Raw genomic sequence first — 22,395 nt, 5'->3', positions numbered from 1 at the left:
CCAGTTGTGCTGTCTCAGTTTCCGTCTCATTCAAGGCCGTTCGCACCGAGTCCGGGCGCCCTACGCACTCCCTGGCGTACGCGTGGAGCTTCGAGCCTTGCCCCTTGCTGAAATGCGGAGCTTCGGAGCGCGGAATCGGCTCCGCCCTTCGATGCGGTCCAACCAGCGCCTTGGCAAGGACTGTCGGTAGCAGACACGCAAGAGTCGATGCCCCACCGACCTGGCAGACTGCGGCCCATGGAGGAGTCTGCTCGTCTGCCTTTGACCCCGCGCCCCATGCCCCCGCTCCGCGGCGACGAGGCAATCGTCGGCGTCCCGGACGCGACCGTGGTCGACTTCTGGCGGTTCGCCATGCCGGACCTCCGCATGAACAACACACGCGGCCTGTTCGCCGAATTTCTGGTCCACCAGGCGATCGGTTCCACCAAACCCCGTGTGGAATGGGCAAGCCACGATGTCGAGACCGACGACGGACTGCGCATCGAAGTCAAGGCCGGGGCATACCTGCAAGCCTGGGATCAACGAGCACCGTCCCAAATCCGCTTCACTGGGCTCCACGCTCGCACGTGGTCACCCGATCGCGGCTACTCCGAGGCGAAGTCGTACAACACCGACGTCTACGTTTTCGCCGTCCAGACCGCCCGTGAACACGCTGTCTACAACCCGCTCGACACGGCCCAGTGGGAGTTCTACGTGCTTCCCCACCCAGTGGTCGTCAGCCTGGACACGGACAGCGCCAGCCTGAACGCGGTTCGCGCGGCGGCCGGTCCACCAGTGCCCTTTCCCGCCCTCGGTGACTGCATCCGGTCGGCCGATCCCCGCCCCGGCGCGACCGCCGACTGACGAGCGAAGCCCGTTCCCTGCCTGGAGGACGCACCTGACCCGGTAGCTCCACGAACAGAGCCGCGGGTCATCGGCAAGACACCACACCCGCTCTCCTAAAGCAGTGCTCAGGTTCACGGCTTCCCTACGTCAGTCATCGCCCACCTGAAGCAGAGCAACAACAGCACCATTGCCCACGCCGGCGACTACCCCGTCAAAGGTGTGCCGGCTCACCGGGTTCCACGCATGCCCCCCATCGAACGGTTCGATGTTCGTCCACCAGACCGCGTCCCACCCCAACAACCTCACCACTCGCTCGGCGGCTCGACGCGCATGCTCAGGGTCACGACGCATCCGGCCCGGGTAGACCAGATCCTCCGCAGACAGACAGGTCATGAGAGCCACAGCCTGTTCCTCAGTGGTCTTCTTCAATGCCTCGCCCACCTCGGCAGGCGAAGTCGGCCCCTGCGCGCCCGCTACCGCATAGGGCGCCCAGGCTTCCTGCGCCTCGAGAACGAGGCCATAGACATGCTCTTCAACGGTGCCGGCATCAGCTCGCCCAACACGGCCGAAGACGCCGTCCGGCTTGGCGAGCGAGCCAAGCATCGGCCGCAGGGCCGCCGTGATCTCCACGCCCGGATACTCCCATGTGCCCGCTGCCCCCGGACATGGACAGTGGATCCGCTACGGCCTGACTCAGGCGTTCCCCACTGGTTCAAGCGAGCCCGGCCCACCCACCGAGCACGGCCGTCCACAGAAACCCGCCAGATACATTCGATCTTGTATACTGATATACACCACCGTATTCACAAGGAGGTCACCATGAGCCGCACAGTCATCGATCTCGACGACGAGGCCCTGGAGGCCGCCGCCGCGGAACTCGGCACCACCACCAAACGCGACACCATCAACACCGCCCTGCGGGAGGTCACCGCCCGCTACCGGCGGCTGCGCGCGCTCGATGAGGCCCGGGAGCTGGTGGCCGACGGTGCGCTGGACATGGACCTCCTCCTGGACAAGAGCACGTACCGGCCGTGAGCGTCGCCGACTACCTCATCGACACCTCCGCACTGGCGCGCGTCCTGCTGGGCCAGAACACGGCCGAGTGGGACGACCGGATCGCCGCCGGCCTCGTCGCGATCTGCGACATCACCGAGCTCGAGGTCCTCTGCTCGGCCCGTTCGGCGGCGGACCGTGCGCGGTTGAAGGCGGCGCTCGACGGCCACTACGCCTGGTGCCCCATGCCGGACGGCGTCTACCGCCGCTCTCGCGTCGTGCAGGAGCAGCTCACAGCCAAGGGCGAGCACCGCATCGCGGGCCCGGTCGATCTGCTCCTGGCCGCCGCTGCCGAAGAGGCCGGACTCACGCTGCTGCACCACGACCGGGACTTCGAGACCATCGCCCGTACCACCGGCCAACCGGTACGGATGATCGACCTCAGATGACACACACCTCATAGATCAACCAGCCGACAGCCGCGAACCCCCAGTTCAGCCGCCCCCGGCCATACGCGTTTCCGCCAAGGCCTGGCCGTACGGCAAGATGGGGTGTATCTGCCCACTGCCAGTTTCAAGCTGCCGGACGGTTTCTCTTGGCTGAGTTCATTTACACCATGCGCAAGGCGCGCAAAGCGCACGGCGACAAGGTGATCCTCGACGACGTGACGACGAGCTTCTACCCGGGAGCGAAGATCGGCGTCGTCGGCCCGAACGGCGCCGGCAAGTCGACGATCCTGAAGATCATGGCGGGTCTGGAGCAGCCGTCCAACGGTGACGCCTTCCTCACGCCCGGTTACACCGTCGGCATCCTGCTGCAGGAGCCGCCGCTGACCGAGGACAAGACCGTCCTGGAGAACGTCCAGGAGGGTGTCGCCGAGGTCAAGGGCAAGCTCGACCGGTTCAACGAGATCGCCGAACAGATGGCGACCGACTACACCGACGCGCTCATGGACGAGATGGGCAAGCTCCAGGAGGAGCTCGACCACGCCAACGCCTGGGACCTCGAGGCGCAGCTGGAGCAGGCGATGGACGCGCTGGGCTGCCCGCCCGGCGACTGGCCCGTCACCAACCTGTCCGGTGGTGAGCGCCGCCGCGTCGCGCTGTGCAAGCTGCTGCTGGAGCAGCCCGACCTGCTGCTGCTCGACGAGCCCACCAACCACCTCGACGCCGAGTCGGTGAACTGGCTGGAGCAGCACCTGGCCAAGTACCCGGGCACCGTCGTCGCGGTCACTCACGACCGGTACTTCCTCGACAACGTCGCCCAGTGGATCTGCGAGATCGACCGCGGCCGCCTCTACCCCTACGAGGGCAACTACTCGAAGTACCTGGAGACCAAGGCCGCGCGCCTCAAGGTCGAGGGCCAGAAGGACGCCAAGCGGCAGAAGCGTCTGAAGGAAGAGCTCGAGTGGGTGCGGTCCAACGCCAAGGGCCGTCAGGTCAAGTCCAAGGCGCGTCTGGCCCGCTACGAGGAGATGGCGGCCGAGGCCGAGAAGATGCGGAAGCTGGACTTCGAGGAGATCCAGATCCCGCCGGGCCCGCGTCTGGGCAGTGTCGTCGTCGAGATCAACAACCTCAGCAAGGCCTTCGGCGAGAAGGTCCTCATCGACGACCTCAGCTTCACGCTGCCGCGCAACGGCATCGTCGGCATCATCGGCCCGAACGGCGCCGGTAAGACGACCCTGTTCAAGATGATCCAGGGCCTGGAGGAGCCGGACTCCGGTTCCATCAAGGTCGGCGACACCGTCAAGATCTCGTACGTCGACCAGAGCCGCGAGAACATCGACCCGAAGAAGACCCTGTGGGCCGTGGTCTCCGACGAGCTCGACTACATCAACGTCGGCCAGGTCGAGATGCCCAGCCGTGCCTACGTCTCCGCGTTCGGCTTCAAGGGCCCGGACCAGCAGAAGCCGGCCGGTGTCCTCTCCGGCGGTGAGCGCAACCGGCTGAACCTCGCGCTCACCCTCAAGCAGGGCGGCAACCTGCTGCTCCTCGACGAGCCGACCAACGACCTGGACGTCGAGACCCTGAGCAGCCTGGAGAACGCGCTGCTCGAGTTCCCCGGCTGCGCCGTGGTCGTCTCCCACGACCGGTGGTTCCTGGACCGGGTCGCCACGCACATCCTCGCCTACGAGGGCGAGTCCAAGTGGTTCTGGTTCGAGGGCAACTTCGAGTCGTACGAGAAGCACAAGATCGAGCGGCTCGGCCCGGACGCCACCCGTCCGCACCGCGCCACCTACAAGAAGCTGACCCGGGGCTGATCGATCTTGCGGCACAACTACCGCTGCCCGCTGCGTTGGTCGGACATGGACGCGTACGGCCATGTCAACAACGCGGTCTTCGTGCGCTACCTGGAGGAAGCCCGTATCGACTTCCTCTTCCGGCCGGAGAAGGATTTCCAGCAGGGGTCGGTGGTGGCACGCCATGAGATCGACTACAAGCGGCAGCTCGTCCACCGGCACCACCCGGTGGACATCGAGCTGTGGATCACCGAGATCAGGGCCGCGTCCTTCACCATCACCTACGAGGTGAAGGACGACGACGTGGTCTATGTACGGGCCTCGACGGTGGTCGTGCCGTTCGACTTCGAGGCCCAGCGCCCGCGCCGGATCACCGCGGAGGAGCGGGAGTTCCTCGAGGAGTACACGGACGACGCGGAGGAGGAGGCCGTCGCCGCATGACGGTCCTGCACCTCGTCGACGAGGGGGAGGCGGCGGATCTCGCGGCCTTCCTCTCCCGGCTGCTCCACTACGACCGTGGAGCCGCGGTGCGCCTGCAGGCGGCGGGCACCGCACTGGCCGTCTTCGGACGGCCGCCGTCCTTCGAGGTGCTGGCCGTGCGCGCGGTGCGGCTGGCCAAGCCGTACGAGAACGGGCTGGACGTCACGCTCGATGTGACCGTGTCCGCCGGTGAGCTGCTGGAGTCGGTGGACGAGAAGGCTGCCACGGCTGTCGTGCCGGGTGCCGTGACCGGGCCGCCGTGGGCCGGTGTACTGCCGCCGCGCGGCGGCTGGCGGCCCGAGCCGGGGCTGCCGGCGCCGGACGCCCTGCGGTCGCTGGTCGCCGCCGTGGTCGCCGAGTTCCGGTCCCGTACGCAGGAGTTGCCCTCCGAGGGGCGCACCAGGGCCGAGCTGGACCGGATCGGGCGGGACATCTGGTCCCGTACGGTCGGTGACACCCGCCTCCCCGTGCGGGTCGTGCACGCCGCGCAGTCGCTGGGCTTCCTGCGGCCGGGAGTGCCGCTGGGGCTGTTCTCCTCGGGCGCGTGGCTCCGGCTGCGCACGCCGTACGGATCCGTCGCCGTACGACGTGCCGGGCTCGGGGCGCTGGACGTCAGCGTCCGCTGAACCCGCCGCCGTCTCTCACCCTCAGCCCGGCGCGTTCACCATCGAGGCCGCCGCGTACGTCAGGTAGTTCCACAGCGTGTGCTCGTGCTCCTCGGACAGCCCGAGTTCGTCGACGGCGACCCGCATGTGCTTCAGCCAGGCGTCGTGCGCCGCACGGTCGACCGTGAAGGGCGCGTGCCGCATCCGCAGGCGGGGATGGCCGCGGTTGTCGCTGTACGTCGTGGGGCCGCCCCAGTACTGGATGAGGAACAGCACCAGGCGCTCCTCGGCCGGGCCCAGGTCCTCCTCGGGATACATGGGCCGCAGCAGCGGGTCCTCGGCCACTCCCTCGTAGAAACGGTGAACGAGCCGGCGGAAGGTCTCCTCCCCGCCGACCTGCTCGTAGAAGGTCTGCTCCTGAAGCGTGCCGCGCCGAATCTCATTCACGCCCTCCATGCTCTCAGACGCGGGGACATAGGACTCAAGGCCTAGGACCGCCCTCCCTGCCCTTACTGTGGGGGTATGGGCGGTCATGCTCCCGACAGGGAACCGGAACCGGACGGCCTCGCCGCCTCCGCGCGGGCGGCACTGGTGCGCCGGATCGACGCGAGCGGGGCCTGGGCCGCCGACCCGGTGTGGCGCGAGGCGTTCGCGACGGTCCCCCGCCATCTGTTCGTGCCGTACTACTACGTCGGCGTCGCCGGCGGCTACGAACGGCGCTGGGGCGAGAGCCCCGACCCCCGGGCGCGTGAGCGGTGGGTGGTCGGCGCCTACGAGGACACCCCGCTGGCGACGCGGCTGCGCGACGGCGAACTGCTCTCCTCCAGCAGCCAGCCGTCCCTGATGGCGGACATGCTGGCCGCGCTGTGCGTGACGGACGGGGACACGGTCCTGGAGATCGGCGCCGGCACCGGCTACAACGCCGCGCTGCTCGCCCACCGGCTGGGCGACGACAAGGTGACCACCGTCGATCTCGACCCGGAGATCACCGAGTCGGCCCGCCGGCACCTGGCAGCGGCCGGATACCGGCCGGTCGTCGTCACCGGCGACGGTGCCCGGGGCGTGCCCGAGCGTGCGCCGTTCGACCGGATCATCGCCACCTGCGCCCTGAACACCGTGCCGCGCGCCTGGCTCGCGCAGAGCCGTCCCGGCGGCCGGATCCTCATGCCGCTCGGCACCGGCCTGATCGTGCTGACGGTGAGCGACGCCGGGCATGCCGAGGGGCGGTTCCTGCACACGCCCGCCTACTTCGTGCCGCTGCGCGGCGGGATCCGGCCCTGGGGAGAACCCGCCCAGTTGGGCGGGGTGCCGCGCAGGGCCAGGGAGGACGACCTGTTCCGCTTCCTGCTGACGCTGACCCGCGGCACCCTCGATCCGCAGGAGGCGCACGCGCTGTGGGAGCAGGAGGGCATGCCGCAGCGGGAGCGCTACGGCATCACGGTCAGCGGCGAGCATGAATGGGCCTGGCTGGACGACCCGGAGGGGCCGTACGCCTGGCCCCTCCCCTCTTGATCCTGGTGGGGCTCAGCCCCGGCGGATCGTGATCGTCGTCCAGGCGCCCACGTGCACCCGGTCGCCGTCCTGCAGCGGGACGGGGACGAACGGCTGGATCGGTTCGTCCGAGCCGTTGACCGTCGTGCCGTTCGTCGAGTTCTGGTCGACGACCGCCCAACTGCCGTCCGGCTGCTGGACCAGCACCGCGTGCTGGTGCGAGACGCCCGGGTCCTCCGGCGGCACCGCCAGGTCGACGTCGGGGGTGTCGCCGGTGGAGTGCCGACGGCGGCCGATCGTGAGCTGGTTGCCGGTGAGCGTGCGCTGCTGCTCGGGCGAGTACGCGGGCAGGTTCAGGCCCGCGGCCTCGGGGCCGGAGCGCTGCATCATCGCCATGAAGTAGTCGCGGTCCGGGCCGATGGTCGCGGTCCAGGTCGACGGTCCCTGCGGCGCCTGGGGCTGCTGCGGGAAGCCGCCCTGGCCGGGACCGGGAGGGGCCTGGGTCGCGCCCGGCTGCGGGTAGCCGTAGCCGCCGCCCTGACCGGGGCCGGGAGGTGCCTGAGTGGCGCCCGGCTGGGGGAAGCCGTAGCCGCCGCCCTGACCGGGAGCGGGCGGGGCCTGCGTCGCGCCGGGCGGGGGGAAGCCGTAGCCGCCCTGACCCGGACCGGGACCGGGGCCGCCGGGGCCGCCCGGACCACCGGGGCCGCCCGGGCCGGAGGTCGGCGGGGAGATCACCCAGTCGTCCTCACCGCCGCCGAAGGGACCGCCCTGCTGCGGCGGCCGCTGGGTCTCCTGCGGGAATCCGGGCGGGGCCGGCGGGCCGGACTGCTGGAAGGCCTGCGGAGCGCCGGGGCCACCAGGGCCGCCGGGGCCGGGCGGCGGCGGGACCGGTCGCGAGGGGTCGGCACCGAATCCGGGCGGGCCGGAAGGGCCACCGGGTCCGGGGTGACCGCCGGGGCCGGGAGGACCACCAGGTCCGGGAGGACCGCCGGGACCGGGGTAGCCGCCGGGGCCACCAGGGCCACCGGGGCCGCCCGGGCCGGGGAAACCGCCGCCGGGAGGAGGCGGAGGGCCCGAGGGATCGTTGCCGAACGGCGGGATCGGCTCGGCCGGACGGTTCATCTGCGACGGACGGGAGCCCTGGTACTCGTACGAGTCACCGCCGCCGTAGGACGGACCCGACGGACCGGGACCGGGCTGGCCCGGAGGCTGGAAACGTACGCCCGGGCCGGGCGCCTGCGGGGGCGGGGCCGCAGGGGTGTACGAGGTCGCCGTGTTCGTCAGGAAGTTCCACCGGCACTCCTCGCAGAACGGTGCGCCGCCCTCACGCGGCGTACGGCACTGCGGGCAGAGCTCCGGCTCGGCGTTCGGTACGGCGGACAGGTGCGGAGGTCGTCCACCAGGACCGCCGGGACCTCCGGGCGGGCCACCGGGACCGCCGGGTCCACCCGGGCCGCCGGGGGGCGGGAAGCCGTAGCCGCCGGGCGGGGGCGGTGGAGGGGGCGGAGGCACGGCACCCGCCATGCGGTGACCGCAGACCTCGCACCAGTCGTCGGAACCCGACTGGTGTCCGTTCGGGCAGGTCGGCATGTCGGCCCGTCCCTCCTTCGATCTCTTCTAGGTCACTTCTTTACACGAACGGTCTTGGTGGACCGGGTCTCGAGCGTCATCTCGTCGGCCTCCTGAACCTTCGCCTTCAGTCGCACAGTACCGGTCGCGGCATCGACCACGTCCACCACCTTCGCAAGCAGTTTCGCAGTATCGGCGTTCCCGGAGGCACTCGCGAGCTGAACGGCCCGGCCCAGTTTGGCCGTTGCTCCGTCCATATCTCCCGCTTTGCGAAGGTCCAGCCCATGCTGGATGGCCTGTGCCAGTTCGGCCTGCCCGGTGTAGTGGGCGACCTGGGGGTTGATCGACGTCGAGGCGACCATGTCGTCGGTCCACACGGCCCTCACCAGGCCCTGCGCGCCGAGGTTCTGGACGCTGCCGTCGGGCTGCGGAATGACCAGCGAGATCCGGGCCGCGAGCATCTCCTGCCCGATGTGCGCGGCCGGGACCTCGACACAGACGTGGTAGTCACGGGACTCATCGCCCCAGGAACCAAGGGGGTAGTCGCCCGCGCGGGGGCCCGCCTCGGTGCGCCTGCCGGTCAGTTCCTCGACCGTCGGCGCGACCTGCTTGACGAACTTCACGGTGGTGTCGACCGGGGTCCACAGCCGCAGGGAGACGTCCGCGACCTCCTTGCCCATCGCCGTTTCCATCATCTGTGTGAAGTCGGCGGCGAGCCCGGCCGGATCGGCGACGATGTCGGCGGTCCCGAGCAGGGCGGAGGCGATCCCTGTGACTTCTTTCACTTCCCAGTCCGTGCCCACGCCGCGCGCGTCACAGGTGAAACGCCCGGCACACGCGTCGAGCGCGGCCTTCAGGTCCTCGGACGATTCGTGCTCATTGCGGCCGTCGGTGAGCAGGATGCCGTGCCGGATGGCGACGTCCGCGGAGGAGAGCAGACGGTCGGCGAGTTTCAGCCAGGTGCCGATGGCCGTGCCGCCGCCCGCGCTGAGCGAGCGCAGCGCCTGCTTGGCCTGCTGGCGGGTGGTGGCGTCGGCGACCGCGACGCGCCCGCCGCCCGGGTAGACCTCCTTGGCCACGTGCGTCCCGCCGATCACCGCGAAGTGCACGCCGTCGCGCAGGGTGTCGATCGCGGCGGCCGTGGCGTCCCGGGCGTTGCGCATCTTGGTCGGCGGGTAGTCCATCGACCCCGAGCAGTCGACCATGACCGCCACGGCCGCGGACGGGCCCTCACCGGGCGAGTAGACGTGGGGCGCCGCGACCGCGCTGCCGATCGTGCCGCCGCCGGTCGCCGTCACCGTGACGATGGCGTTGACCTCGCCGGTGCCTTCCGGCAGGTACTCGTTCTGGTACACGTCCACCGAGAACTGCGGCACGTTCGACTTCGAGAAAATGGCCATGCCTGCTTCGATCCCCCTCGAAAGCCCCCACCTGAGCGGGGTGATGACGGTAGGCGGACCGGTCCCCTCCGGTCCGCCGAGGCGTCCCCGTACGTGGCCTCAGGCCGATCCTGCCCCCTGGGGCACGGCGGGGAACGGCACGAGGGCCACTGTTACGTTGTCGTGGCCCCCACCGTCCAGGGCGTGGCCGATGAGCACCCGGGCGCTGTGCAGCGGATGCGCGGCGGCGTCGAGCGGGAGGACCCGGGCCATCTCCTCGGCCGCCTCCGCGTAGTTCCACAGGCCGTCCGTGCAGACCACCACCACGCCGGGCCGGTCGGGCTTGAACGCGGCGGTGTGCGGTTCCAGTTCGTAGGCGTCCGCGCCGAGCCAGCCGGTGATCGCGTGCGCGCGCTCGTCGGCGTAGGCCTCGGCCTCGTTCATCAGGCCCGCGGCGACCATCTGCGCGGCCCACGAGTCGTCCTCGGTGAGCCGGGCGGGGGGAGCGCTCCGGTCGACCGGGACCCAGTAGGCGCGGCTGTCGCCGACCCAGCCGACGATCAGCAGGCCCGACGTCACCACGGCGCCGACGATGGTGCACGCGGGGGCGTTCTGGTGCGGGGCCTGCTCCAGGGCCGTGGCGGGCTCGGCGGCGAGCGAGTTGACGGCGCGTGAGGCGGCGACGATCGCGTCGTGCATCGCCTGCTGCGGGTGCGTGCCGCGCGGCAGGGCGGCCAGCACCGCCTCGCTCGCGGCCTTCGACGCGGCCTGGGAGGCGTCGTCGGGACGGGTCGCCGAGGAGACTCCGTCGCAGACGATCGCCACGGAGGCGGGGGTGCCGTCGGGCAGCGCGGTGGTGCCGATGGCGAACGCGTCCTCGTTGCGGTGGTGGCGCAGGCCGCGGTCGCTGACCGCGGCCATCGGGCCGGACTCCTGCTCCATGTGGTCCCGTTCACGCGGCTGGGCGTGGCCGCAGTTCTCGCAGTAGCCGTCGTCGTCCACACGGCCGGCACGGCAGGCCACGCAGACCTTGCCGCCGGCGCCGGCGGCCGGGGCCGCGGGCTCGGCGGACACCCGTGGGTCCGGTGCCTGGAGGAGGTACTCGTCGGGCTGGCTCTGATCGGGGTGACTGTGATCCGGCTGGGTCTGATACGTCTCCGGCGGTGCGGCATGTCCGTCGGGCTGCGGCCTCCGGTCGAACCGTACGCCGGTGGCCGGGGGCGCCTCCGGTGGCAGGGGGACACCCGGTGCCGGGGCCTGAGGGTCCGCCGTCCCCGGGGCGGGCCAGGGCGCGCCGCCGGGTGGCGCCGGGGGGCGCTCGGGATACTCACCGGCCGGAGCGCCCTGGGCGGGCACCGAGCCGTTCATGGTGATGGTCGGGTTGTCCTGCGGCCGTTCGGGCACGGCGGACAGGTCATATCCGCACGCGCCGCAGAAACGGTCACCCGATTCGAGGGGTTCCTCGCAACTCGGGCAGGCGGACAACTGGGGCATCTGCGACATCAACTACACCCACGTCCGGGGGCGGTAACGATTGGCACGTTCCACCAGGTCGATCCTCTCCTCGCCGCCCCGCGCCAGCCGGGCCAGCGTGCGGTACGAGCGTTCCAGGCCGAAACGCAGGCCCCGCTCGTCCAGGCCGCTGCCGAGCAGCGTCCGTCCCCCGGCGGCGGGAGGGACGGAACCCTGGCCCCCGGAGAGTACCCAGTCCAGGGCACTGCCGAGGACCTCGGCCGACAGTTGTTCCCGCCGCGCCGGATCCAGACCGTACGCGTCCAGCGCCTCGACCTGCGCCGCGGCGGCCGTGAGATCCTCCAGGAACGGTACGTCGGAGGCGGCCGCGGTGCGTTGCCTCAGCCGTGCCCGTACGGCCGCCACGCGCGCGGCCGTGTAGTGGATGGAGGACTCCGGGACCGACTCCAGCGTCGTCACGGCGCTGCGCCGGTCCCCGCTCGCCAGTTGGACGCGGGCCAGTCCGAACGCGGCGCTGACATAGCTCGGGTCGGTCGACCACACCAGCCGGTAGTACTCGGCGGCGTTGTCGAGCTGGCCCAGCACCTCCGCGCACAGGGCCAGCGCCAGCTTGGGCGCGATCTCGCCCGGGAAGGCGTCGTAGATCGCGTCGAAGGCCAGCGCGGCGCCCTCGTCGTCGCCGGTGACCAGCGCGGCCACGCCCCGGTACCAGACCACCCGCCAGTCGTCGGGCCGCTCGCCCTCCAGCGTGACCAGGGCCTCCAGCGCGGCGGCCGGTTCGCCGGTCTCCAGCCAGGCCCGGATCTGCCGCAGCCGCGTCTCGGTCGACGGGGCCGGGGCCGCGGCGAGGGCTCCGAGCAGCTCGGCCGGCGCGGAGGTCATCAGGCCCGCCAGGAAACCGGCGTTGGGGTCGGTCGGGTCGACCCGGGGAACGGGCAGGGCGAGGGTGGCGGCGGGGGCGTCGACGGGTCTGACGAGGCCGGAGGGAAGCGGACCGCCTGCGGGGAGCTGAGCGGCGGCGGGCAGCGCGGCGGTGGTCGGGGAACCGCGCCGCGTCCGCACCACCCGCGCCCCCAGCCGGGACACCTCACCGTCCAGCCGCGGGAACAGCTCCGTGTCCGTGACCCGCAGTTCGGGCCCGAACAGGGTGGACAGGGCGGGCCGGGCGCGACCCGACTGCAGGGAGACGACCTCCCGCAGGACGCCCGTCAGCTGCTCGGTCATCTCCTGCGCGGAGGCGAACCGGCGGGCCGGATCGGGGTCGGTGGCGCGGACCAGCAGGCGGTAGTACGACTCGTACTGCCGGAAGACCTCGATGTGGTCCGGGTCGGGCAGGGAGTCCGCGTAGACGTTCGTGTAGCCCTGGAAGTCGAAGGTCAGGACGGCGAGCGTGCGGGCGACGGTGAAGAGGTCGCTCGCCACCGACGGGCCGGCCTCGGCCACTTCCGGCGCCTGATAGCCCACCGTGCCGTAGATGGCCGACTCCTCGTCGTCCATCCTGCGCACCGCGCCCATGTCGATCAGCTTGAGCTGGTCCTCGGTCTGGATCGCGTTGTCGACCTTGAAGTCGCAGTACAGCAGGTTGCGGCTGTGCAGATGGCCGAGCGCCTCCAGCGCCTCGATGCCGTACGCGCAGGCCTGCTCCACCGGCAGCGGATCGCGCCTGCCCTGCGCTGTGCGGCGGCCGTTGGCGATCTCCTTCAGCGATTTGCCGCCGACGTACTCCATGACGATGTAGCCGTCGAGGGAGCCCGTGCGCTGGTCCAGGTGCTCGACGAAGTTGTAGATCCGCACGATGTTGGCGTGCTCGATCTCCGCGAGGAAGCGCCGCTCGGAGATCGCCGCGGCCATCGCGTCCTGGTCGCCGGTGTCCAGCAGGCCCTTGAGGACCACCCAGCGGTCCGAGACCGCCCGGTCGACGGCGAGGTAGATCCAGCCCAGGCCGCCGTGCGCGAGGCAGCCGACCACCTCGTACTGGCCGTGCACGACGTCACCGGACTTGAGCTTCGGCACGAACGAGTACGGGTGCCCGCACTTGGTGCAGAACCCCTCCGTGCGCCCCGGCCGGTCACCGCGCGCCCGGCCCACCTGGGCGCCGCAGTCGGAGCGCGAGCAGAACCGCTTCCGCTCGGGCACCTCGGGGTTGTCCAGGACCATCTCGCGCGGGTCGGGCCGCGGGATCGGCGGCACCTGCACCAGCCCGGCGCCCAGCCGGCCCCGGGACGAGGAGCCTGCGCCCGAGCCGGAGCTGCGCACCGACACCGAGCGGCTCGTCGACTTGCCCGACAGGGAGCGCGAGAGGCGTCCCGACACCGAGCGGCGGGACTTCGACGACTGGGACGACGTACGGGAACTGCGGCTGCTGGAACGCGAGCTGGCGCCCGAGCCGCGCGAGCCTCCCTTGCCGCCGGCGGTGATGCCGGTGGGGGGCGAGGCGACCATGCCTCCCCCAGAGGGGGGACCCCCAGCCGCGACGACCGGGGCGAGGCCGCAGGTGTCGCAGTACAGTTCACCCCCGCCGACGTCTTCGTAGCTGCCCGTGCAGGTGGGGCGTTGGCAGGTGCGTGCCTCGGTCATGGACTCCCCCTTGTCGCTCATGCGCCCGGCCCCCTCCGGTCGTCCTCGACCGCGCCCTGGTCCGGCACCCGCGGGCCGCCGAGCAGCTCCAGGGCGGCCTGCTGGTAGCGCAGCACGGCCCCTTCGGCGGCGCGCAGATCGCAGGGGGCGCTCCACAGCATGCGGCGCGCCTTCTCGTACCGCTCCACCAGCAGCGCGTCCTCCGCGAAGCCGTGCCGCGCGACCTTCGCCTTGTACGCGTCGAGCCGGCCGCGCAGCTCGGCCCGGACCGCCAGGGGCGCGGTGACCGCGGTCAACGACTCCCGGGCGCGCAGCAGTTCGTCCTCGGCCTTCTGCTCCAGCGACTCCAGCAGCGGGGACAGCCGGTGCCACTGGCCCTGCCTGCGGTAATCGGCTGCCGCCGTCACCTGCTCCTGCAACACCGTCGGCGGCCCGCTGACGACCGGCACCTCCGTCGCCGCGATCTTCGCGAGGACCTCGCCGCGGGCGGTGCGCGCCTCGGCCAGGGTGCGGTCCGCGCGGCTGAGGATGTCCCGCAGCCTGACGATCCGCTTCTCGGCGTCCTGCCGCACCGTCAGGACCGCGTCGATCTCCCTGCGTACGTCCTCCAGGGCGCGCGCCTCACGGTCGTACACCGTCGTGTCCGGCCGACCGCCGCCCGGAGCCGAACTGCCCTCCGCCGCAAGCCAGAACTCCAGCGGGTCCGAGATCACCTGCTCACGCAGCTTCGTCAGCGTGCGTGTGATGCGCTCCAGATCGTCGCCCGCCGGGTGCTCTCCGGGGCGCACGCCCACCGAGTGCGCGAGCCTGCGGGTGCGCTGGAGTTCGGCCGCCAGCAGGTCGATCCGGGCGGGCAGGGCCGACCAGACGGCGTCGGCGGCGACGACCATGTCCAGGCTCGTCGCGTACAGCTCGTTCATCCGGTCGACGAGGGTGGTGAGCGAGTAGCGCTCGCTGAGTTTGTTCGCGGCGCCGTGCAGGGTGGGGGCGTTGGCCGTCGCGGTGGCGCTGCCCGCGACGGTGACGGACTCGCCGGTCAGCAGTTCCGTCAGCTCCACCAGGTCCTCGCGGCTGGACCAGCGGCGGCGGGATCGGATGTCGCGGGCGGTGCGAAGGGCGTCCGTGTACGCGTCGAAGTAGGTCCACAGCAGCGTGATCGACGCCTCCGTGGACGTCCAGCGCTCCTGGGTGACACCGGTGAGCTCGGCGCCCTCCAGGAGTCTGCGGCCCGCGTGGTCCTGCAGGGCGAGGAGCGAGGTCTCGATCGCCTCGTGCTCCGCGCCGAGCCGCGCCAGCGCACGGTCCACCTCGTCCCGGTCCATCACCGGCCCGGTGGATCCCGTGACGCCCATCGATCACCTCTCGCTGCGGTAGTGCCGGTTGGGTCTGGATCGGCTTGCTGGTCGGAGTTCGGTCGGGTTGTGGGGCCGGGTGTCGGTCGATCGGTCAGGTGTTGCGGAGGTACTTCGGAGCCGGTGGTTCCGACTTCTTCGCATCCTTGCCCAGTGTCGCCGACAGCCATTTCTCGTACGAGGCCTGCCAGCCGTTCGCGGTGTCCTCGCGGTAGTCCACCAGGATCTTGTTGACCCGGCGTACCAGATCGTCGGCGTCCTTCTTCATCGCCACGCCGTAGTACTCGGCAGTGAAGGCGTCGCCCTTGAGCTGGACCGTCGGATCCTGTGCCGCCTGGCTCGCGGCGAGGGCGCCGTCGGTGACCACGGCGTCGACCTCGCCGAGCTGGAGCCTTACCAGGCAGTCGAGTTGGTTCGGGACGGTCGTGGAGATGTCGGTGCTGGCGGGGAGTTTGCCGTCCTTCTGGTCGGCCTCCAGCGTGGAGTACGCCGTCGAGCCTGCCGCCGTGCAGACCTTGCGGTCCGCGAGCGTGTCGTCGTAGCCCTTGACGGGTGAGGACTTCGGGGCCAGGACCTGCTGTCCGGTCTTGAAGTAGGGCGCGGAGAAGGCGACGTCCTTGATGCGATCGCAGTTGATCGTCATCGTGCGGACGACCATGTCCACGCGGCCGTCCTGGATCGCCGGGATGCGCTGGTCGGTGGGGATCGCCTTGAACTGGACGGCGTCCGGGTCGCCGAGTATGTCCTCGGCGATGCGGTGGACCAGGTCGATGTCGAAGCCCTCGAGCTCCGCGGTCTCACCACTGTTGGGGTTGCGGTAGCCCCAGCGGTAGCTGTTCTGGTCGACGCCGACAATCAGCTTGCGCTTCTCGCCCTCGCGGTCCTTGATCGCCTGGATGGTGTCGCCGTCGGCGGAGGAGGGGGACAGCGTCTGCTTCTCGGGGGCCTCGCAGTCCTCTTCGGCCTTCTCGACCGTGGCCTGGGAGGCTTGCGTGACGGCCCGGCCGTCGCCGATGCCCGGTCCGGACAGCGGGACGCACAGCGCGAAGACCGCCACCAGGGCGCAGACGACCGCCATCGTGGCCACCCCGCCCCAGCCCTTCAGGCTGGCCCGCAGACGTCGTGCTCGCATGCTCACGCCCCCTTCACGTCTCCCCTTGTATCCCGTGCCCCGTTCATCGGTACTCCGACAGCCTGCGGCCGATGCCCAGCACCGCGCCCGCGGCGCCCAGGACCGCGAGGACGGCCGCGCCCGCCGACAGGCCCGTCAGGGCGTCCCGGCCGTCACCGGCCGCGCGCTTGAACTCGGTCTCCTCGTGCGCGAGTGCCGTGCGCAGGTTCTCGTCGACGCTGTCGAAGCACTCGCCGGTCGCGTCCTCGGTGCCGATGACCCTGTCCAGCGCCTGCTGGTAGTTGCCGTTCTCGTCCTGCTCGCGGGCGGCGGTGTGGCGCTTCTTCCACTCCGTCATGTTGCCGACGGCGGCGGTGACGGGCTGTTCGCCCGAGGTGTCGTCGGCGAGGTTCGCGGCGTCCGCCAGGTACTTGCCGAGGTCGGCCATGTCCGTGCGGAAGTCGTAGTCGTAGGCGTCGAAGGTCTGCGCGCCGACCTTCTTCGTCTCGGCGCCGCGGGCCACCAGGGTCAGGTTCTCGTTGCCCCGTGCCTTGAGGGAGGCGATGCGGGCGTCGTGCAGCACGTTCAAGGAGCGGACGCCGTGGTCGTAGGAGTCGTTCAGGCCCGCGCGGGCGATGGTGTGGCCGACGACCAGCCAGAGCAGGACCACCGTCGCGGTGGCGGTGGCGGCGACCAGGCCTTGGTTCAACACCCGGTTCGTACGCCGGTAGTTGCGGTGCTGGGCCCAGGCGAGGGCGGCCAGGGCGGCGACGCCCAGGGCGATGGCCGCCCAGGGGTAGGGCGTGGCGTCCGCGTAGTCCGCGCGCAGGCGCTGGTTCTCCTTCTTGTACAGGTCCTCCGCCGCCGGGAGCATCTGCTGTTGCATCTTCTCGTTGGCGTAGCGGAGATAGGCGCCGCCGACCGGGAAGCCCTGGCGGTTGTAGGTGCGGGCGCGTTCGACCAGGCCCTTGTACTCCGGGAGGAGCTTGTTGAGCTTGGCGATCGTCGCGGTGGACGGAGAGTCCGGGTCGGCGTTGGCGGCGGCGTTGACGAGTTTGTCCGCGGCCGTGCGGATGTCCTTCTCGTAGCGGTCTCGGGAGGCAGCCGATTCCTGGCCGCCGGCGAGGAAACCGCTGGAGGCCGCGGTGTTGGCGTCCGCCAGGGAGCGGTAGATGTCGGCCGCGTCCGAGCTGAGGGGCTGGCTGCTGGTGAGGACGTCGTCCGCGGCGGCCGCACGGTCGGTCATCTGCCAGGCGGTGACGGCACCGAAGGCGACGACGAGCAGGGCCAGGAGAGCACCGATGATGCGCAGGCGGCCGGGCTCGGTGGTGGCGGCGGAGCGGAGCTGGTCGAGGCCCTCGGCGAAGGCGGTGCGGCGGGGCGCGGGGGGTGGGGATGCTGCGGGGCCGCTCCCGGGAGGCCGGGTCGGGGCCGGAGGTGCCGACTGCGCCGGAACTGCCGGGAGAATGGGCAGGCTCGGGCCCGGTGGTGGTGGGCTGCTCTTCGGCAGGTGTGTCACTGTGACCTCCCCCATGGTCATCCGTCACCGCAAGTATCGCTGCCGACACTGACATCCGCACCGGCCTTGCCTCGATCTTGATCGGATCGCAGCGTGAACCACCACCCCTGCACAGGAACACGTCAGGGCGATCGGTTCGGTTCCGTGTGCGGATGCGCGCGGCCGGCGGATGCGCGCGGCTACCCGACGTAGCGGCGAAACCCTTGCGCCAGGGCTGTGAAGCCGCACGCTTCGTAGAAGCGGTGGACGCAGAACCCCCGGGGCTGACGAGGAGGAACCCTACGATTCCGCACACCCGGACTGCCGAGTCCTGGTGCTGGTTGCCACGCCGGTACCCGACCCCGGCCTGAGCGCCCGGTTGAACTCCATCGAAGGGCTGGTGCTTCTGAGCCCGGAGTCGGGGTGAGGCCTGTGGCGTCCCTGTCGGGCTGCCACAGGCCCGTCCGGCCCCGTCAGTCGTTCGTCGGGGTCGCCTTGCGTCGGAGGACGATCAGGGTCGCTCCGCCGATGACGACCAGGGCGAGGGCTATGCCCGCGATGAGCGGGGTGACGCTCGTGGAGCCGGTTTCGGCGAGGTTGGTGTCGGAGGCAGTGCCGCCCACCGTGGCCGGGCTCGGTTCGCTGAGGGTCTGGGTAGCCGTGCCCGTCTCGCTGCTCCGGGTCTGGCAGTCCAGCATGCCGGTGAAGCGCTGGGTGAAGCCGCCGGGGCCGTGGATCGTGAAGTCGTAGGCCTGGTCCTCCTGGAGCGGGACCGTCACCGTCCTGGTCTCGCCCGCGGCGATGGTGTGCTCAAGTCCGGCCAGTTCGAAGGTGAACGGCTCGTCGCCCTTGTTGGACGCGATGATGTCCACACCGCCCTTGGCGCAGTTCTTCGCCGCCGACAGTGCCGGTATCGCACCCTGCTTCGCCCAGGTCGCCCCGGCCGTCGCGGACACCGTCGACTCGCTGGAGCCGGCCAGGATCTGCGTCTGGCTCCGGCTCTCGGAGGCGAAGGCCCGGCCGACCGGCACGCTGGTCGAGGCCTGCACGGTCAGTTCGGCCGAACCGGCCGCCGCGTCCTCGGGGACGTCGAAGAACACCTGCCCGCCGTCGGCCGCGGACGTGATGGCCTTGCCCTGCTTGTCGACGATCCGCACCCCGCTGGTGGCGGCATCCGCGGGCGGCGCCACCGTCACGCCGCTCGCATTGGTGTGCACCGTGACCGGGCCGAGCCGCTCGCCCGGACGGCCGGAGACCGCGGGCGGGTCGAGCGTGAGCGAGGCACGGGGCTCGGGCAGATCCCGGGCGTTCTTCTCCAGGAAGTCCGCGAGCTGTTCGGCCTGCGGGTCAAGGGCGTCGACGGCCACGTCGTCCGAGTAGCGCCAGATCGCCACCTGCGTGCCGGCCGCCGCGTCCTGCTCGGTCAGCGCACCGCGCACGCCCGCCTTCCGGGCGAGCGCCGCGAGGTTGTTCACCTGCGGGTAGGAGTTCTGCAGGATCCAGCGGATCCGGCCGGCGTCCTTGTTGGCGCCCAGGGACGTGCCGCCCCAGGACGTCTCGTGGTACTTGGCGTCCCGCTGCGTGGGGTTGTGGAGGTCGACGCAGTACGTCTGCAGCATGCCGCCGCCCTCGACGGACATCTCGAACAGGCCCGCCGACACCTGCTGGTCCCCGGTGCCGCCGTGTATCACCGCGGTGCCGTACGTCTTGAGTCCGGCTATGGTCGCGGTCGCCCCGCCCTCACTCTGTGTCGTCTCGTCGGCGGACGCCTGGCCGGCACCGGCCAGCATGCCCGCGGCGACGAGCCCGGACACCAGCGTCGCGGCGCCGAGGCGGGCCGCCCGTCGCCTGCGTACGAACACCGCCGAGAACGAAGCAAACACCAAATTTCCTTTCGAGCAGGACCCGTTGACGTGGGGGGTACGGTCCCACCAGCAGAAATCAGAAGCCTCACGGGCATCGAGAGCCCCGAGAGTCATGTCCCGGCATCCTAGGGAGGCGTGGGACCCGGCCCGCCGGTCAGACGGTCGGATGAGTGATCCGACTCGGAATCGTTATCGCCAAGATCCCTTGCGGGCAGGGCTTATCGACAAATCCACCCCTGGCCGTACGGTGCGCACGCACTGATAAGCCGCAGTCCGGACAGAGCGACCGTGACTGACGTCACGTCAGCAAAGCTGACTCTGACTGTCGTTGAGTCGATGCCTCTGCGGGATCCGCTGAATCGTCCGGCGGTGTTTCCCAGTTGGGCTCCGGTGATGCCGGCGGGACCGCCGTCTCCGGCTTGCCTCCGCGCCGGAAGGCTGAGGTGCCCCAGGCGAGATCGTGGCCGATCGCGACCGCGTCGAGGTCCGCCGAGGTCCAGCTCTGCCCCTCCCGTACATCGGTCCGCACCTTCAGCCTGCCCTGCACGATCACGGGTTCGCCCACCGTCAGCGACGCCGCCGTGTTCGTGGCGAGCTGGCGGTTGGCCCACACTGTGAAGAAGTTGGTGTGCCCGTCGGTCCACGTGTTCTTCTCACGGTCCCAGTAGCGCGCGGTCACCGCCAGCCGGAACCTCGCCGACGGTCCTGACGCCATCTCCCGGTACACCGGCTGCGTCGCCACCCTGCCGACCGCGCAGACCATCGTCTCGTTCATCGCGAACCCCTCCCTCGCCCGGACTCCGACACCGGGCCGAGCCCCGTACGGGCCCGTCCCGTACGGCTGTGTCCGCCAGACTGCCGCGACCGCGCCGAGCCCGCTGAGCGCTGTGGACCACCGCCCACCTGTGGAAAACTCCGCCACCCCGACGGGTGACACCGAGCCGCACGTCCAGCCACACGCCCAACTGCACACGGACGCTGACACGGGCACGGACACGGCGAGGGCGACGCCCGAAACGGACGCCGCCCTCGCCCTACCCGCGCATACGGCCCGTCACAGCCGCCACGCCCCCGCCGTCATCGCCCGGCCCCCACCACCCTCCCGTACTGCTCCCGCACCTCCAGGTACCGCAGCAGTTCCGCTGCCACCGGATCCAGCACCCGGGCCCTTCCGCACCCGGCCGCCGCCTTGCGCAGTCGGCGTTCCGCCTCCAGTCCGTAGCGGCGGGCCGGGCCGCGGGCCGCCATCCGGCAGCTCCACTCGACCAGCGGACCGCCGACGATGCCGATCACCATCAGCAGCACCGGCACGCCCAGGTTCGGCGACATGATCTGGAAGATCTGGCCCAGCAGCCACAGCCCGCCCAGGAACTGAAGGATCGTCATGGAGGCCTGGGACAGCACGGCCACCGGCCACCACCCCGGCCGTGGCGGCCGCCCCGTCGGCACGCCCGCACGCACGGTCAGCTCGTCCAGCGCCTCGGGCAGCCCCTGGGAGCCACGGGTGGCCGCCTCGCGCACCGCCTGAGCCCAGGGCGGGGGCAGCCCGGCCGAGGCCCGGTCGGCCACCGTACGGACCGCCTGCTCGACCCGCTGCCTGGCGGTCGCCTCCTCGTCGGCCTGGGTACGCGAGGGCAGCCGGCCCGTGGTGGGCTCGCCGTGGTCCTGGTACCAGCGCCACAGTCGCAGCCAGGGCGTTCCGCACGCGCGGTTGGCGTTGCGCAGCCATGCCCGTTCGGCCGCCTCCCCAGCCGCCGTGGCGCCCACCGCGTCGGCGAGCCGGTCCGCGAACTCCTCCCGGGCCTGTTCGCTGAGCCCCGTCCGCCGCCGGGTGGCGTAGACGGGCCACAGCCGCGCCGCCGCGATGTCCACATCGGCCGAGACACGACGGGCCGGCGCCCCGCGCTCCCCTACGAACTGGCCGAGCGCCTCGCGCAGGTCCGCGATGCCGTCCCCGGTGAGCGCGGACACCGGGAGCACGGTCGTACCCGGTTCGCCGTACTCCCCGAGGGCGATGCCGTCCTCGTCCAGGAGTCGGCGCAGATCGTCGAGGACCTGGTCGGCGGCCTCCCCGGGCAGCCGGTCGATCTGGTTGAGGACGACGAACATGACCTCCGCGTGGGCCGCCATAGGCCGCAGATAGCGCTCATGGAGGACGGCGTCGGCGTACTTCTCCGGGTCGACGACCCAGATGACCGCGTCGACGAGCGCAAGGATGCGGTCCACGTGCTCGCGGTGCTGTACGGCCGCCGAGTCGTGGTCGGGCAGGTCGATCAGGACGAGCCCCTGCAGCCGGGACTCCGCGTCCCCGGTCGGCAGCGGCCGGCGGCGCAGCCGGGGCGGGATGCCGAGCCGTTCGATGAGGTTGGCCGCCCCGTCGCTCCAGCTGCACGCGATGGGTGCCGCGGTGGTGGGACGGCGCACTCCGGTCTCCGAGATGGCCACGCCGGCGAGCGCGTTGAACAGCTGTGACTTGCCGCTGCCGGTGGCGCCCGCGATGGCGACGACGGTGTGCTGCCCGGAGAGCCTGCGCCGCGCGGACGCCTCGTCGAGCACCCGGCCCGCCTCCGCCAGCGTCCTGCTGTCGAGCCGGGTACGGGAGAGCCCGACCAGTTCGCGCAGCGCCTCGAGGCGGGAGCGCAGCGCCCCGTCGTACACCAGTGGTCTCATCGCGGGCGGGGCGGCGGACCTGCTGTCCGTGGGGACGAACTGGCTTCCGTCGGTCGTCTCGTTGACGCGGCGCGCGATGAGTCCGTCGTCCCAGGCGCCCGTGGAGTCCGTACGGGCGTCCTGCACGCGCGCGTGGGAGCCGTTCTGGGCGACCTGAGAGGGATGTGCCGAGGCACTCCCGGCGGAGCCTCCGGCGGATCCTGCCTTGTCCCCGTCGTCCGGCTGATCGGCGTGCTCGGTGTGGTCCTGGTCAGTGACGGCGGTCACC

At 71.2% G+C, this 22,395-nt stretch carries 19 protein-coding genes; 7 read left to right on the top strand and 12 right to left on the bottom strand.

Translation table 11 applies throughout. The features are described from left to right. Positions 1-237: 237 nt before the first annotated feature. Positions 238-843, top strand: coding sequence for a hypothetical protein (locus ACFT4A_RS07065; RefSeq protein ID WP_382826697.1), 606 nt, complete (start codon positions 238-240; stop codon positions 841-843). Between the two features lie 129 nt (positions 844-972). Here the strand turns inward: ACFT4A_RS07065 and ACFT4A_RS07060 are convergent, their stop codons facing one another. Then, positions 973-1,455: a hypothetical protein gene (locus ACFT4A_RS07060; RefSeq protein ID WP_382826695.1), complete on the bottom strand. Its 483-nt coding sequence runs from the start codon at positions 1,453-1,455 to the stop codon at positions 973-975. A gap of 189 nt (positions 1,456-1,644) precedes the next feature. On the opposite strand from ACFT4A_RS07060, the gene ACFT4A_RS07055 reads away from it, so the two are divergent. The 5 genes from ACFT4A_RS07055 to ACFT4A_RS07035 all read left to right on the top strand — a co-directional run bounded on the left by ACFT4A_RS07055 (position 1,645) and on the right by ACFT4A_RS07035 (position 5,163). Further along, the gene (locus ACFT4A_RS07055; protein WP_215121345.1) at positions 1,645-1,860 is read left to right on the top strand and encodes a type II toxin-antitoxin system VapB family antitoxin; all 216 of its coding nucleotides are present in this window, start codon (positions 1,645-1,647) and stop codon (positions 1,858-1,860) included. Then, positions 1,857-2,267: a PIN domain nuclease gene (locus ACFT4A_RS07050; RefSeq protein ID WP_382826693.1), complete on the top strand. Its 411-nt coding sequence runs from the start codon at positions 1,857-1,859 to the stop codon at positions 2,265-2,267. The genes ACFT4A_RS07055 and ACFT4A_RS07050 overlap by 4 nt, the downstream gene beginning before the upstream one ends. Before the next feature lie 146 nt (positions 2,268-2,413). Further along, positions 2,414-4,078: an energy-dependent translational throttle protein EttA gene (gene ettA, locus ACFT4A_RS07045; protein ID WP_382826692.1), complete on the top strand. Its 1,665-nt coding sequence runs from the start codon at positions 2,414-2,416 to the stop codon at positions 4,076-4,078. Positions 4,079-4,084: 6 nt separating this feature from the next. Beyond that, positions 4,085-4,498 carry an acyl-CoA thioesterase gene (locus tag ACFT4A_RS07040; RefSeq protein ID WP_382826690.1) on the top strand — a complete coding sequence of 138 codons (414 nt, stop codon included), beginning with the start codon at positions 4,085-4,087 and terminating at the stop codon, positions 4,496-4,498. Further along, a complete protein-coding gene (locus ACFT4A_RS07035; protein ID WP_382826689.1) occupies positions 4,495-5,163 on the top strand; it encodes a hypothetical protein in 669 nt (222 codons plus the stop codon). The genes ACFT4A_RS07040 and ACFT4A_RS07035 overlap by 4 nt, the downstream gene beginning before the upstream one ends. Before the next feature lie 21 nt (positions 5,164-5,184). Here the strand turns inward: ACFT4A_RS07035 and ACFT4A_RS07030 are convergent, their stop codons facing one another. Beyond that, entirely contained in the window at positions 5,185-5,598 is a 414-nt protein-coding gene (locus ACFT4A_RS07030) for a globin (RefSeq protein WP_184592781.1), read from the bottom strand. A 66-nt stretch (positions 5,599-5,664) separates the two neighbouring features. Here ACFT4A_RS07030 and ACFT4A_RS07025 point away from each other — a divergent pair, with 66 nt between their 5' ends. Continuing rightward, complete coding sequence (locus ACFT4A_RS07025; RefSeq protein WP_382826687.1) at positions 5,665-6,654, top strand: methyltransferase domain-containing protein; 990 nt, start codon at positions 5,665-5,667, stop codon at positions 6,652-6,654. A gap of 12 nt (positions 6,655-6,666) precedes the next feature. Here ACFT4A_RS07025 and ACFT4A_RS07020 read toward each other — a convergent pair whose 3' ends face one another. From ACFT4A_RS07020 to ACFT4A_RS06975, 10 genes are all read right to left on the bottom strand, one after another. Further along, complete coding sequence (locus tag ACFT4A_RS07020; protein ID WP_382826685.1) at positions 6,667-8,223, bottom strand: FHA domain-containing protein; 1,557 nt, start codon at positions 8,221-8,223, stop codon at positions 6,667-6,669. Between the two features lie 32 nt (positions 8,224-8,255). Then, positions 8,256-9,602 carry a VWA domain-containing protein gene (locus ACFT4A_RS07015; RefSeq protein WP_382826684.1) on the bottom strand — a complete coding sequence of 449 codons (1,347 nt, stop codon included), beginning with the start codon at positions 9,600-9,602 and terminating at the stop codon, positions 8,256-8,258. Between the two features lie 99 nt (positions 9,603-9,701). Continuing rightward, positions 9,702-11,084, bottom strand: coding sequence for a PP2C family serine/threonine-protein phosphatase (locus ACFT4A_RS07010; protein WP_382826683.1), 1,383 nt, complete (start codon positions 11,082-11,084; stop codon positions 9,702-9,704). A 3-nt stretch (positions 11,085-11,087) separates the two neighbouring features. Beyond that, positions 11,088-13,631: a tetratricopeptide repeat protein gene (locus tag ACFT4A_RS07005; RefSeq protein WP_382827150.1), complete on the bottom strand. Its 2,544-nt coding sequence runs from the start codon at positions 13,629-13,631 to the stop codon at positions 11,088-11,090. 17 nt (positions 13,632-13,648) lie between these two features. Beyond that, positions 13,649-14,983, bottom strand: coding sequence for a hypothetical protein (locus ACFT4A_RS07000; RefSeq protein WP_376388078.1), 1,335 nt, complete (start codon positions 14,981-14,983; stop codon positions 13,649-13,651). 94 nt (positions 14,984-15,077) lie between these two features. Further along, positions 15,078-16,115, bottom strand: coding sequence for a glutamate ABC transporter substrate-binding protein (locus ACFT4A_RS06995; protein ID WP_382826681.1), 1,038 nt, complete (start codon positions 16,113-16,115; stop codon positions 15,078-15,080). A 43-nt stretch (positions 16,116-16,158) separates the two neighbouring features. Continuing rightward, positions 16,159-17,613 carry a hypothetical protein gene (locus ACFT4A_RS06990; protein WP_382826680.1) on the bottom strand — a complete coding sequence of 485 codons (1,455 nt, stop codon included), beginning with the start codon at positions 17,611-17,613 and terminating at the stop codon, positions 16,159-16,161. A gap of 452 nt (positions 17,614-18,065) precedes the next feature. Continuing rightward, positions 18,066-19,475, bottom strand: a complete 1,410-nt coding sequence (locus tag ACFT4A_RS06985; RefSeq protein ID WP_382826678.1) for a TQXA domain-containing protein — start codon at positions 19,473-19,475, stop codon at positions 18,066-18,068. A 280-nt stretch (positions 19,476-19,755) separates the two neighbouring features. After that, entirely contained in the window at positions 19,756-20,232 is a 477-nt protein-coding gene (locus ACFT4A_RS06980; RefSeq protein WP_382826676.1) for a single-stranded DNA-binding protein, read from the bottom strand. A gap of 302 nt (positions 20,233-20,534) precedes the next feature. Continuing rightward, on the bottom strand, positions 20,535-22,394 hold the full coding sequence (locus ACFT4A_RS06975) for a GTP-binding protein (protein ID WP_382826674.1): 1,860 nt from the start codon (positions 22,392-22,394) through the stop codon (positions 20,535-20,537). Position 22,395: the final 1 nt, after the last annotated feature.

It is taken from the genome of Streptomyces sp. NPDC057099 (assembly GCF_042671245.1).
In the GTDB taxonomy this organism is placed as follows: domain Bacteria; phylum Actinomycetota; class Actinomycetes; order Streptomycetales; family Streptomycetaceae; genus Streptomyces; species Streptomyces purpurascens.
Note: the sequence above shows the minus strand (reverse complement) of the source record. Positions and strands in the feature narration are given on the sequence as shown.

Excerpts from the sequence above, each read along its gene's own strand:
- ACFT4A_RS07065 (WP_382826697.1), top strand. The coding sequence starts at position 238 with ATGGAGGAGTCTGCTCGTCTGCCTTTGACCCCGCGCCCCATGCCCCCG.
- ACFT4A_RS07055 (WP_215121345.1), top strand. The coding sequence starts at position 1,645 with ATGAGCCGCACAGTCATCGATCTCGACGACGAGGCCCTGGAGGCCGCC.
- ACFT4A_RS07035 (WP_382826689.1), top strand. The coding sequence starts at position 4,495 with ATGACGGTCCTGCACCTCGTCGACGAGGGGGAGGCGGCGGATCTCGCG.
- ACFT4A_RS07030 (WP_184592781.1), bottom strand. The coding sequence starts at position 5,598 with ATGGAGGGCGTGAATGAGATTCGGCGCGGCACGCTTCAGGAGCAGACC.
- ACFT4A_RS07025 (WP_382826687.1), top strand. The coding sequence starts at position 5,665 with ATGGGCGGTCATGCTCCCGACAGGGAACCGGAACCGGACGGCCTCGCC.
- ACFT4A_RS07020 (WP_382826685.1), bottom strand. The coding sequence starts at position 8,223 with ATGCCGACCTGCCCGAACGGACACCAGTCGGGTTCCGACGACTGGTGC.
- ACFT4A_RS07015 (WP_382826684.1), bottom strand. The coding sequence starts at position 9,602 with ATGGCCATTTTCTCGAAGTCGAACGTGCCGCAGTTCTCGGTGGACGTG.
- ACFT4A_RS07010 (WP_382826683.1), bottom strand. The coding sequence starts at position 11,084 with ATGTCGCAGATGCCCCAGTTGTCCGCCTGCCCGAGTTGCGAGGAACCC.
- ACFT4A_RS07005 (WP_382827150.1), bottom strand. The coding sequence starts at position 13,631 with ATGACCGAGGCACGCACCTGCCAACGCCCCACCTGCACGGGCAGCTAC.
- ACFT4A_RS07000 (WP_376388078.1), bottom strand. The coding sequence starts at position 14,983 with ATGGGCGTCACGGGATCCACCGGGCCGGTGATGGACCGGGACGAGGTG.
- ACFT4A_RS06995 (WP_382826681.1), bottom strand. The coding sequence starts at position 16,115 with ATGCGAGCACGACGTCTGCGGGCCAGCCTGAAGGGCTGGGGCGGGGTG.
- ACFT4A_RS06980 (WP_382826676.1), bottom strand. The coding sequence starts at position 20,232 with ATGAACGAGACGATGGTCTGCGCGGTCGGCAGGGTGGCGACGCAGCCG.